At 41.5% G+C, this 13,148-nt stretch carries 8 protein-coding genes; 5 read left to right on the top strand and 3 right to left on the bottom strand.

The features are described 5' to 3' along the window. Positions 1–14 precede the first annotated feature (14 nt). Entirely contained in the window at positions 15–2,045 is a 2,031-nt protein-coding gene (locus tag ACNQO6_RS15075; protein WP_440209514.1) for a condensation domain-containing protein, read from the bottom strand. 631 nt (positions 2,046–2,676) lie between these two features. Between ACNQO6_RS15075 and ACNQO6_RS15070 the strand changes: the two genes are divergently transcribed. The 5 genes from ACNQO6_RS15070 (at position 2,677) to ACNQO6_RS15050 (ending at position 8,720) form a co-directional block, all read left to right on the top strand. Beyond that, positions 2,677–3,618: an ABC transporter permease gene (locus ACNQO6_RS15070; protein WP_440209493.1), complete on the top strand. Its 942-nt coding sequence runs from the start codon at positions 2,677–2,679 to the stop codon at positions 3,616–3,618. Beyond that, positions 3,618–4,565 (top strand): iron chelate uptake ABC transporter family permease subunit, encoded by a 948-nt coding sequence (locus ACNQO6_RS15065; RefSeq protein WP_440209492.1) that lies wholly within the window; start codon positions 3,618–3,620, stop codon positions 4,563–4,565. The genes ACNQO6_RS15070 and ACNQO6_RS15065 overlap by 1 nt, the downstream gene beginning before the upstream one ends. Then, positions 4,562–5,332 carry an iron ABC transporter ATP-binding protein gene (locus ACNQO6_RS15060; RefSeq protein ID WP_440209491.1) on the top strand — a complete coding sequence of 257 codons (771 nt, stop codon included), beginning with the start codon at positions 4,562–4,564 and terminating at the stop codon, positions 5,330–5,332. Before ACNQO6_RS15065 ends, ACNQO6_RS15060 begins: the two co-directional genes overlap by 4 nt. Before the next feature lie 6 nt (positions 5,333–5,338). Then, positions 5,339–6,307 carry a siderophore ABC transporter substrate-binding protein gene (locus ACNQO6_RS15055; protein WP_440209490.1) on the top strand — a complete coding sequence of 323 codons (969 nt, stop codon included), beginning with the start codon at positions 5,339–5,341 and terminating at the stop codon, positions 6,305–6,307. Between the two features lie 85 nt (positions 6,308–6,392). After that, positions 6,393–8,720: a TonB-dependent receptor gene (locus ACNQO6_RS15050; protein ID WP_440209513.1), complete on the top strand. Its 2,328-nt coding sequence runs from the start codon at positions 6,393–6,395 to the stop codon at positions 8,718–8,720. 66 nt (positions 8,721–8,786) lie between these two features. Here ACNQO6_RS15050 and basC read toward each other — a convergent pair whose 3' ends face one another. Together basC and ACNQO6_RS15040 are read right to left on the bottom strand one after the other, a co-directional pair. Then, positions 8,787–10,097 (bottom strand): putative histamine N-monooxygenase, encoded by a 1,311-nt coding sequence (gene basC / locus ACNQO6_RS15045; protein WP_440209489.1) that lies wholly within the window; start codon positions 10,095–10,097, stop codon positions 8,787–8,789. A gap of 48 nt (positions 10,098–10,145) precedes the next feature. Continuing rightward, a complete protein-coding gene (locus ACNQO6_RS15040; RefSeq protein ID WP_440209488.1) occupies positions 10,146–13,088 on the bottom strand; it encodes a condensation domain-containing protein in 2,943 nt (980 codons plus the stop codon). Positions 13,089–13,148 lie beyond the last annotated feature (60 nt).

The following is a 13,148-nucleotide window of genomic DNA, read 5'->3' as shown; positions in this document are numbered from 1 at the left end:
TGCGTCTAGGGCGACTAGATTTGAGCTAAGGTCGCCTGAATTTTTTCACAGATACTTTTCACTGTTGCAGTCGGGAAGCGATGGGCCTGATACGTAATGATCATGCTTAACTGATGTTGTCCATCAATCACATTTTCCATTATTTCAAAATGTAATCCGAACATCGATTCATCACGTTCCGGCAAGATCTGGCGATAAGGAAGATCTTGTCCCTGAGGTGTTTTGAGCGCGCCGTTTAAAGCATTATTTGAATGAATATGAATAAACACATCAAATAATAGTCCTTCATCGGTGCTCATCCCTAACGCATTTTGTATATGGTTGATTGGAATATCTGCATAGGCCATCGAGGTATTGATCATTGTACTGATATTGTGGAGCAATGATTGGAATGAATCTGAAGGGCTAAACTGTGTGCGATGCGCCACCATGGTCGTAAAGTAACCCACTGTATCAAAAAACTCGGGATCAGTTCGCCCAGATGCAGAAGTACCGATCACAATATCTTTTAAATCACCTTGTTGCTGTAAGGCATTGGCGATTGCCGTGTAGAGAACCGCGAAAATGGAAGAGCTGTGTTGTCTCGAAAATGCGAGCAGCTTTTCATACATTTCCGGTGCAAATTCAAGTTCGAGCCATTGGACTGGCGGTTTTTCTTGTTCAGCATTTAGTTCATGTTCCGAAACAGGGAGGCTTAGACCTTTAGTTGCCCCTGTTAGCAGGTTAGTCCAATAATTTAGATGGTCTTGATTGATCCCTTGTTTTTGCTGCAGTAAAGAAAAATCGAGAATGGATTGAGCAGGTACCGTCCAGCGAGGCGCTGCAGCATTTGAGCGAGCAAGATAAGCATGCGCGAGGTCAGCCATAATCGTATTTAAAGACCATTCATCAATCACCATGTGATGAACTAAAAACGATAGAGTTTGTCTGCCTTGAGCATTTCGAATTAAACGAATCCTGAGTGGAAGTTCACGAGTTAAATCAAATTGATATGCAGCTTCACTGGCAAGCGTTGCATTTTTACTTTCGGCACTGTTCCAAAACCATTTGAATTGTTGAAGTTCAGACGTAGGCACAACCTGTTGATCGGTTTGACCATTGGCGCTATTAAACATTGTGCGTAAACCGGCATGGCGCTCAATAATATCTGTAAACGCTTGCAAGAAAATATCTTCATCAATTTCTTCAAGGAATTCTACGGCAAATGGCAAGTTATAAATTGGGCTAAAATCGAACGCAGAATAAGCTTGCCACAGGAAATCTTGAGCTAAAGTCAGCGGGGCTTTATCGACACTTTGTAAGGAGGTTTTTGCAGTTTTTGCAGATTTAACCAAAGCATATTGGGCTAAATCAGCGGCAGAGGGCGATTTAAAGAAATCATTAAATTGAATCTCAATGCCATGCTTATTGAGTAAGTTTCCAATAATTCGGGTTGCTAATAGTGAATGACCGCCAAAATCAAAAAAGTCATCATGGTGGTTCATTTCAGGTTCAGCGAGCGTATTTCGGAACTCTTCTAAAATAATTTCTGAAATATCGATTTGCTTAGATTGTTCCGATGCTTTGATAGGACTTACATCTAGATGATTCGGGATATCAATTTCCCTTAGCAGCAATGGCATATGATTTGCTGAATATTGCTGATAACGATCTTGTATAGCCTGAATGAAATCTGTGGTTTGATAGCTTTGGTCAAGAATAGGGTGGAGCACTAAAATAAGAAAATAGTCTTGGTCTGTTTCGATCAAACGTGTAAAAAAAGGTGAATGAGTTTCTGCATTCCATGATTGTGCTTTTAATGTCGCCACTTGCTCAAATACGTGTTCTGTATTGTCCTTTCTTACTTCTACACAAGATGAAGGGTCATCATATGGAATTTTGTATAAATCACCTTCCTCACTCAATATATAGCGGACATTTAAGTCAGGCGTGGTGTTAATCGTGTCTTGAAGTGCGTTGATCAGCCCTTGCATATCCAGACCTTGATCCAGCTTCCATAGGTTAAAACGTCGATTAACTTGTTCAGGCTGCTGGAATTGCAACATCCAGATATGCGCTTCGTGATCAGTCACTGGAATAAGAGAGGGGGCTTTGGAAAATTGTTCCAACATAAATGAATCCTGGTTTATCAAATGGCTATTTTCATCAATTTTCATTTCGCAAATTTTTTACATCAGATTAAATTTCATATAATTCATAATGTTATAAATCTACTTTTTTGCAAAAAATTGATCTGTTTCTAATGCGTTGATGTCCACATGAACTGTACTGATGTAACAGTAGGGTTACATTTTACCTTTAAATATACTATAATTGATTCTCATTTACATCAAGATTATTGTTTGCATTGAGTTTAGGCGATTGGCAATGACGAATTTTTAAAATACAAGATAAATAATAAGTTGTTGATTAATATTTATTTTATTCGGAATTGGCTGGGCAGAAATAATTTAAAGATGAAAAAAACGATCCTGAGGATATGACCGTGATTGTGCATATTCAAAAGGAACCTATTTGGTTGTCTCGATAAAATTGAGGTGTTTTCATGAGTATATTCAATCATGAAAGGACAATAAGCCCATCGAATGTTGAACAAATTTTGCCTGCCTTGTGCTGGAACGGGCCAAATTTGCAAATTGCATCGTTTGTTTTCGGTTTGAGTGGGGCATACCACTGATGCAATGGGGCTTATTCTGTATTTTTATCATTTTATGCATTTGTTCATTGTTGCTCGGAGCTGAGCAAATACAATGGTCTGCTTTGCTTGCTTTTTCTCATGAGAGTTGGCTTACACTCACGGCCAGCCGCATCCCTCGTTTAATGACCATTGTGCTGACTGGAATCGGACTGGCGGTGTGTGGCGTCATCCTACAGCATATTGTGCGTAACAAGTTTGTTGAACCGGAAACTTCGGGTGGTCTGGATGCTGCCAAACTGGGAATTTTAGTGTCATTAACATTAGTCCCGGTAACCAGCACGCTGAGTAAAATGATATTTGCGATCTTTTTTTGTTTTATTGCCAGCTTGATTTATATCGCCATTATTCGCCGTATCCATTTTAGAAATACCGTTTTAGTCCCCGTCATTGGCTTGATGTATGGCAGTGTACTCACTGCCTTAGCCGAGTTTTATGCCTATCGCTTTAATATTTTACAAAGTATGCAAGGGTGGCTTTTAGGTGATTTTTCGAAAATTATCCAAGGTCACTATGAAGTCATTTACCTTATTTTTCCGATTGTTGTCCTGACTTATCTTTTTGCCCATCGCTTTACCGTGATTGGTATGGGCGAGGAGATGGCTGCGAGCTTGGGGGTTCGTTATGCAGCGATAGCAGCCAGCGGTTTAATACTGGTTGCGGTTACCGTTTCAACCACTGTCATTACCGTAGGTGCAATTCCTTTTGTCGGGCTCGTGGTTCCCAATCTAGTCGCACTGAAATACGGAGAAAACTTAGCTAAAACCTTGCCGATTGTGGCTTTAGGCGGAGCATCGCTCTTACTTTTTTGCGATATTTTCGGTCGCTTAATCATTTATCCATTTGAAGTACCGATTGGACTGACCGCAGGTGGTATAGGGGGCGTTATTTTCCTCATCCTCATTTTGAGGGAGTTCAGATAATGCGTATCACAAAGTTATGGCTGATTTATCTGATTGTTGCCTGTCTGGCGGTATGTTTTCTATTTTTAAACTCAGGACTCGATGTTGAATACGTCATTCCTCACCGACTACTGCGTCTTGCCACCATTGTTGTAGCGGGGATATGTATTGCGGTGTCCTCGATTGTTTTTCAGACCTTGGTCGGTAATCGTATTTTAACCCCTTCAATTATGGGCTATGAAGCGGTTTATTTGTTATGGCAAGTGTTATTGCTGTTTGTTTGGGGGACATATGGATTAAGCCAGTTAGGGGTAAATGGTAATTTCTTTATTTCTATTGTTTTAATGCTGCTGTATTCCTGGTTCATCCATACCTGGTTATTGCCCTATGGCAAAAAAGATGTGTTTTTGCTGCTACTTTTGGGGTTAGTCCTGGCCATGGTCATCGGGACGGTTACCCAATTTATTCAACTCAAAATCAGTCCCGGCGAATTCTCTGTGTTTCAGGGCCTGAGTTATGCTTCATTTAATCGTGCTCAAACAGAAACTTTATTGTATGCCAGCTTAGCTGTAGTCATCACTTTATTCCTCGGTAGAAAAGCACTTCCTGTTCTGGATGTTCTGGTTTTAGGGCGTGAGCAAGCCATTTCACTCGGCATTCATCATCACCGTTATGTCAGTTTTTATTTAGCCCTGATCGCTGTGCTTGTTGCGGTATCGACCAGTCTCATTGGCCCGACTGTATTCATGGGCGTCTTCATTGCCAATATGACCTATGCATTAGCCAAAAGTTATCAGCATAAATTAACGCTACCCATGGGGTGTGCGCTCACCATTGCCATATTTATTGCAGCTCAAATTCTCGTTGAGCATGTTTTTAATTACAAAACCACGGTCAGCATTCTGGTCAATCTGGTATGCGGCATTTATTTCCTTGCGTTGGCGGTTCGTACCCGAGGTGTTACATGATTCAGGTCAGAAATATCCATAAGTCATATGGGAATAAGCCCGTACTTAGGGACATCAATATTGAATTTCCTACAGGTCAGGTGACGTCACTGATTGGTCCAAATGGCGCTGGAAAATCAACTTTGCTCATGATGATGGCCCGTTTAATTGAGCCAGATCAGGGCGAGATTTTTCTGAATCATCAAAATATTGCCGATATTAAAACAGCTGCTTATGCCAAGCATGTCGCGACTTTGCGTCAGGCGCCTGGCTTTAATTTGCGTTTAACCGTAGAAGAACTGGTTTCATTTGGACGCTTTCCCTATAGCCGTGGCGTTTTAAGTGAACAGGACCATCAGTTAATTGATGAAGCAATTGAGTTTCTTTCTTTAGAGCCACTGCGCAAAGCTTATATCGATGAAATGAGTGGTGGGCAAAGGCAAATGGCTTTATTGGCAATGACCATCGCGCAGCAGACAAACCTACTTTTATTAGATGAACCTTTAAATAACCTTGATATGAAACATGCCGTTCAGATTATGCGTGCACTCAGACGCTTATGTGATGAACAAGGGCGCACTGTGATTTTAGTCATTCATGATATCAATTTTGCCACGAATTATTCAGATCATATTGTCGCGCTGAAGAACGGCAAGCTTCATTTCAGTGGGTTAACGGAACAAGTGATTACAGAGACGCAATTAAATGATCTGTACGAGCTTGATTTTGAAATTACATACAGTGAGCGTGGCTGTATGTGTAATTACTTCAACTCATCCGGAGCTTGAATCGATATGAACTGGAAGAAAAGATATGGGGGAATCGCCCTCATGATAGTGGCAGCCGTCACTCTCCAAGCATGTGATCAAAAAGTTGCAGAGCGCACTCCAGCCTCTCAAAAGCTGGCCCAGCCGATTACGGTAAAACATGCGCTTGGCAGCACGGTGATTGATCATCTACCGCAACGGGTTGCCGTACTTGATATGAATGAGGCTGATTTTCTGGATCGGCTCAATGTCCCGATTAGGGGAATGCCCAAAGATTATATTCCACACTTTCTGGAAAAATATAAAACAGATCCACAAATTCAGGATCTGGGCGCAATTGTACAGCCCAATATGGAACGGATATATGCATTAAAGCCGGACTTGATTTTGATGACGCCCTTACACGTTAATCAGTATCAGGAACTGTCAAAAATTGCCCCGACCATTCATTACGATATTAACTTCAACAATAGTGGGAGTCATCATATTGATCTGGTGAAAGACCATATGATGACCTTAGGGAAAATATTTAATAAAGAAGATTTAGCCCATCAGAAAGTTTCTGAACTTGATCAACAGGTGAAGCAGGTACAAGCGGTGACAGCCAATCGCCCGGAAACAGCGCTGGTCGTTCTTCATAACAATGGGGCATTTAGTAATTTTGGTGTTCAGTCCCGCTATGGCTTTATCTTTAATGCTTTTGGGGTAAAGCCGGCCAGTAGTGCCATGGATACAAGTCTACATGGGCAACCGATTTCGAGTGAATTCATCAAAAAAGCAGACCCGGATATTCTCTATATCGTGGACCGGACTGCCGTGATGGAGCATCGCACAAAAATTAATGCTGCCAGTGTTGAAAATCCATTATTACGTCAAACCAAAGCATGGAAAAACGGTCGTGTCATTTTTGTTGATGCAGATGCGTGGTACACCACGGCTGCAAGCCCAACCTCTCTCAAAATTGTGATGGAAGATGTGAAAAAAGGCTATCAATAAATTCTGGGGCGTATAACCGAGTCAAATCTTACAGCATAAATTTTCACTATTTTGCTATGTTTTTTAAGCAGATAGTTAATAAAAACTGAATTACAATATTGCAGGTCTTCCAATGAACAACATGAGTTATAACCTTAATTTAAAAACCGGGAATGATAAAATAATCAATCGCCGTTCTTTCATATTAAATGGAATTGCTTCGGCACAAATGGCACTTCGACTAGGCTATGCATTAGGTACTGTATTTGTACTATGTGCATCAAATAGCCATGCTGCCGTGATTGATCATTCAATAGAAGCCCTTGATCAGCAACCAACTGCGCAAGCCAATGCAACTGCTTTGCCGCTCATTACCGTAAAAGCTGAACAAGACGATTATTATGCAGGGGGACAAGTGTCCACGAAAAGCTCAGTTGGCTTTTTAGGCAATAAAACCGCGATGGAAACCCCGTTTAATACCATTGCTTATACAGAAAAATATATTGCAGATCAGCAAGCGAAAGATATCACCGATGTGATTGCAAAAACGGACCCATCTATTTTTTCAACGGGCGCTTATGGTGTCATTGCAGAAAGTTATGCGATTCGTGGGTTTAGATCGAGTTCTGTAGCGGCGGGTCGCGATACGTCTATGGGTGGATTATATGGTATTGCACCGTTATATCGCGCCTCACCGGAAATGTTTGAACACATTGATGTATTGAAAGGTCCTTCAGCAATGCTCAATGGCATGCCGCCAGGGGCAACTTTAGGGGGTACCGTTAACTTGGTACCGAAACGTGCGGGCGATGATCCTTTAACACGTTTTACCACCACGTATATGTCGGATTCGCAATTCGGCGGGCATCTGGATATTGGACGCCGTTTCGGTGAAAACAAAGAATTTGGTGTGCGGTTCAATAGTGTCTATCGAGATGGCGAAGGACCAATTCAATCGCAGGAAAAAACCACGCATCTCTTTTCACTGGGTTTGGACTGGAAAGGCGACAATGCACGACTTTCAGCCGATTTATATACCAGCCGTGACCATGCTGACGGTATTAATCGTGGTTTAACCATTTTATCCGGCGTTAAATTACCTAAAGCGCCAAACCCAGATACTTTGCTGAACCCGACCTGGACAGTCTATAACACCCGTGATAAAGGCGGGATGATTCGCGGTGAGTATGACTTAAACGATCACTGGATGGCCTATGCCACGGCGGGTATGAGTAAAACAGAATATGATACGTTGGGAGCTGCTAAAACTGAAATTCAAAATCAGGCAGGAGATATCAAGTTCAATATTGCTCATTTAGGTTTTGAGTATGAACGTAAATCTGCTGAAGTCGGTTTACGGGGTAAATTTGATACAGGCGCGGTAAAACATGCGCTGGCATTAAATGCAACACATTACCGCGAAACGGATGACGAATCGGGGATCAGACAAGGATTTCCTGGAGGAGACCGTATAACCAATATCTATAACCCAAACTGGGGCAGTAAGCCGGATCGTGTTGCGGTCGCACCTATTTTTAGCAATAAAGAAAATTTAACAAGTGTTGGCCTGGCCGATACCCTGTCGATGCTTCAAGAGCAGTTGCAATTGACCTTAGGGCTGCGCTACCAGAATATTGTTACTGAAAGTCTGAATGGGCAGGGCGTTCGAAATGTTAACGGCCGTTATGATAAAAATGCGATTACACCTGCAGCTGCAATTTTGTTCAAAGCCAATGATCATGTTTCATTGTATACCAACTATATTGAAGGATTAAGTTCAGGGGGAACGGTACCAACAGGACAGAACTACGAAAATGAAGGACAAATATTTTCTCCTTTCAAAACCAAACAAATGGAAGCCGGAATTAAAATTGACAGCGGTAAATTCACCAATAGCCTAAGTGTATTTCAGATCAAGTCTCGAAATTCGTATGTGATTAGAAGTACGGATGGCAAGAGCAAATCGATTTATGGCGCTGATGGCGAACAACGTAATCGCGGAGTTGAATGGGGCTTTTACGGTTCACCTATGGATAGTCTGCGTGTAATGGGTGGATTTACGTATATTGATCCTAAAATCACAAAAACCGGAATTAAAAACGAGTTAGGCAATGTTGTTGCCGGTGTTCCAAAAATGCAAGCGAAACTTGGTGTTGAAGGGGATGTGCCGTATATCCCGGGCTTAACTTTGACTGCCAATGCAACAGCTGCGTCCAAACAATATATTTATACGGATAACTCAACTTCAGTACCCGGACGCGAAGTGTACGGAATTGGCGCACGTTACCAAACCAAAATAGCGCAATTCCCTGTCACGATTCGTGGGAATATCGATAACCTCACCAACAAGTCATATTGGGCAATGCCTCAATTTACAAGTTTAATGCTGGGTGCGCCGCGTACTTATTTATTATCGGCCTCGATTGATTTTTAATTTAATCAGAAGACATAAAAAAACTGCCAAATCAGATTTGGCAGTTTTTTTATGAATCGTTGTTATTTATTTGGGTAAACCATAGTGCTGGAAAGAAGACTGTTTAGGAATTCGATAAGCATCACGCCCCAGCAATTGATTAATAATCACCGAGTTTCGAGTGGCACCGATTCCCAGGTCAGGAGAACCGACCCCTTGCTGAAAAATCTCGGCATTTTGAATGAAAATACGGCCTTGCCCCTGATCACAACGTAAAACGGTAAAGTCTTCCTGAACAATACAGTCATTTTTATCATCAACCGCTAAAACCGAACCTTTCATATGCTGGAACCACTCCGGCCAATCATGCACATAGCCTGTAGCTGCGACAAGAGCATCGGTTTCTAATTCACAACGTTGATCAAGTTGGGTATGTAAACAGGTTAAACGAAGAGAACCCGATTCAAGTTGTTCAACCGATTCAACTTCACAGCTGGTGTATAGGCTTAAACCGCACGGCTCACCACCCACGGAACGTTCATAAAGTACGTCATAGATATCACCAATGGTTGAGAAGCTAATGCCTTTATAGATCAGGCCCTGACTAGCCGCAATATCGCGACGTTTATCTCTGGGCAGGCTTTGGAAATATTGCATATAAGCTGGCGTAAAGCACTCTTGGCCAAGTTTAGAATATTCCATCGGGTGAAAGCCGGCTGAACGCGTGATCCAGCGAATAGATGCACCTGCTTTTACTTGTTCTGGTGTCAGGGAGTTAAATAAAGCAAGCACGCATTCTGCTGCGCTTTGTCCTGAACCAATCACCGTGACTTGTTTACATTGTTGGAGTTGTGCCTGAATTTTTGCAAACTCTGCAGAATGCTTGACCAAAGGGTGCTTGCATGTTGCCAGCCATTGGGGAATTCGCGGTTTGGTGCCGATACCAATTGCCAGATTTTGGCTGATGTATTTTTGTTTTTCGCCCGAGGCTGATTCACTTTCTATCATAAATTTATCCAGCTTGGCGTCATATTCCACATGATTGACGTTTTCTCCAAATCGACAATCCGGTAGTTGTTTTGAAGCCCAACGGCAATAATGGTCATATTCACGGCGTGGGATTAAAAAACTGTCGTAATAATAAAACTGATGTAAGCGATCATGTTGATGTAAATAATTAATATAGCCTAAGGGGTGGCAGGGATTGGCCATGGTAACCAAGTCGGCAAAGAAAGGGACTTGTAATGTCGTGCCTTGCAGTAGCAGTCCCTCATGCCATCGAAATTCTGGTTTGCGTTCTAAAAATACGCTTTTGATTTCGGGATGATGAGACAAAAGCGCAGCTAAACCTAAGTTGAATGGCCCAATACCAATTCCGGTAATATCTATTTTTTTCATGTTTATACTTTATCTGATTCCAAAATGATGAATGTTTTTAAATACGAATTAATGGGGTGTAAGGAGTTTCTCTACATCCGCAATATTGCGACATTGGATAAGTTGAACAGGTGAGAGCTGAATCGCGTATGTTTCATGAATACGTTTTGAAACGACCTTTAAATGATGGGGGCGTAGCCCGAGATACGTAAAATGCGTTGATTTGTCCACTTGCTGATTGGGTGCCTGGCCGATCACGTCTAAATAAATGTCGAGTAGTTGATTACGCGGTTTCGCATTATTTTCATGTGGTATAGATCTATCAACGGACTCATTATGGTTGAAATAGGGTCTGTTATTTTGAAGCTCACTGAAGAAATTGCTGAGATCAAAACCGAAGATTTCTGAACCAATAATTTGCTTGATTGCCAATTGTAGTGCCTCAAGGAAATCGTCAATCATGTGGGGAGGAAATGCTTCTTGGGCATAATCAATATCGAAAATCAAAGCGCCGTCATTTCTGGTGCTAAAGCGAATATCAATGGCAACTTGAGGGGTTTGGGTTAGTCCATCGTATTGTTGAATAGGATGAGATTCAGGTAATACAGGCCAGGACAAGCTATTTGTAATGACAATAGGCAATACTGGAGCAGTGCCCACTTTTTCAAATAATAGCCGGGCCAGATCAACGCCTGAAAATGAAAGATGCTGTAAACCCTCTAAAACGTCTGTTTGCAAACGGTTGGCTTGTTCAGTAAATTGATCTGCAGTTTGCCACTCAACCGCAATAAACGTAGAGCTATTGGAAAATGGTCCGGCATAGAGGGGCAATGTAGGAACGGCCACACATAAAGATTTTTCAGTGCTCCAGTGAGACAGCACCTCCAGAATAATCGCCATGAGGATTGAGTTTTTAAACAGTGAATGTTTTGCGCCAATTTTAGACAACTGTTTAAATTGATCTTTTTCTATAATTAGAGTATTACGTTGATAGCGTGAAGTCGCTAAATGCTGTAAAGGCATTTTCCACGGAAGTGCTGGAATAGCGGATAGTGTAGAAAATTTTCTTTCCCAGTAAGCCCGATCTGACTGATGAAAAGACAAGCTATTTTCAGCTTCATTGTCTTCTATTTGTGTCTGGATATCATGTTGTTGTCCATCAAATAGCTCTAACATCAGTGAAGCGATAGATCGGCCATCTAAAATTAATGCATCAAAGCGCACAAAAATCGTTAATAGATTATTTTTTAATAAAAATACGGTGATATTCCAAGGCGACTGATTTAAATCAAATAGTTCATGGGTATAACTATTTTTATAGGACTGGATGTGGTGAGAGGCATGTTCAGCTTCCCAGGTGCTTAGGTCTATTTCTTTTAAATTGACACGTACTTGATCGCTTACATATTGTATTAAGCTATTTTTATCAATATAGCTTCGTAAGCTGTCATGCCGCCGTACCATTTCTGTCAATCGTTGTCTTAATAAACCCATATCCATTTGACCGTGATACTGCCTAAACTCCTGCATGGCAACACCACCTAAGGGAAGGGCTTGAGTTCGGCCTAATAGGTAGGCTTGCTGTAATGCATTTAATGATTTTTGCGACGTAACATCTGATGGAGTATTTTGTGCCGGGCTTATGATTTGTGCATTCAGTTGCTCAGGATGTGCGGCAAGGTTTTTAAGTAATTCAATGAAAGAATCAAATAAATTCGTGATCCATTCTTTGGGAAGCGCGTCTAAACGGATGTCCCAATTCACTAAAATACCGTCATCTACATGAGCAACTTGCGCATCAAGTGCAACTTGTGGCCCTTGTGAAATCACCCAATTCATGGCACCAAAAACGCGACGGACACGATCAGAGAGCAAATTATCATTTTCTAAATCGAGTGCTGCGGTAAATACCACGGGAGCAATCTGGGCACTACCCTGATAACGCGACAGGTCACGTAGAACATTCACACCCGGATAATGTGAATGCTCTAACAACTCCAGCATTTGATTTGCTATTTGTTTGCAGAATGCAGCTAAGGTCGTTGTTTCTTTTAGATCGACATTGAGGATGACTAAATTAGCAAAATCACCAATAGTGCCTTCGACATTTTTTAAAGCCGGTTCACGCCAAAAAGTAGGAATATTTAAGCGGAAGCTGTGATCTTGGGTTGCATGACTAAGCGTATAGGCAAATAAACCTAATATCAGGTTAGTCATAGTCAGATGTTGTTTTCTGGCAAGTTGCTGTAATGCTGTTCGTTGTTGTGGTGATAACCACGTACTTAAACGAACACTTTTTGCTGTTTTAAATTCTTGATCAATGAAAGGGAGTGACGGTGCAGGGGGAATATGAGGCAGCCGTTGTTTCCACCATAAGCGGTCTCGTTGCTTTAATTTTTTGAGTTCAGGGTCGGTCCGTATTTTTTGATACCAGTCAAAAAAGTGAGGCGGACGGAAAAATGATATTTCCGCGTCTTCATAAAACAAAGACAGATCTTCCATTAAATTCAGGAAGCTGGACGGATCAATTGCAATCATGTCCGTATCGACATGAAAACGGAAAGTATTTTGTTTAAGAATACTGACAGAAAATCTTGCAGTTTGACCCTGACTTAAATCAAGTTTTTGATGGGTCCATTGCTCACGTTTTTGCACAAGCATGTGTTCAGTTTGATGATCACTAAGCTTTGAAAAATCATCGACTTCCAATATCTGTTGCGGTATCTCAGGCATGATGTTCGGGATGCCGTCGGCATTCAAACTTAATCTCAAGATCGAGTGTTCTCGATAAAGTCGTTGAAGTGCTAAATGTAATTTTTGTAAATCAATAAACTGACCGTCAAATTCTGCATAGAGGTGAGCAGCGACCCCACCTAAGGTTGCGTTGCCAGAGCGACCAAACCAGCAAGCCGCCTGCATCGAAGTTAATTCACACATTGAACGATAACTCGGTTGACAAATTAATCTTGTTTCAGCATCATACAAACAAATGAAAATGATTACCAGTTGCATTTGTTAATCATTTTCAACTTTGCTGTGAATAGATAGCTTGTCCGTCTTAAGAAATTTCTT

The organism is Acinetobacter calcoaceticus, from assembly GCF_051947995.1.
In the GTDB taxonomy this organism is placed as follows: domain Bacteria; phylum Pseudomonadota; class Gammaproteobacteria; order Pseudomonadales; family Moraxellaceae; genus Acinetobacter.
The sequence above is the reverse complement of the archived record's forward strand: the minus strand, read 5'-3'. Positions and strand labels throughout refer to the sequence as shown.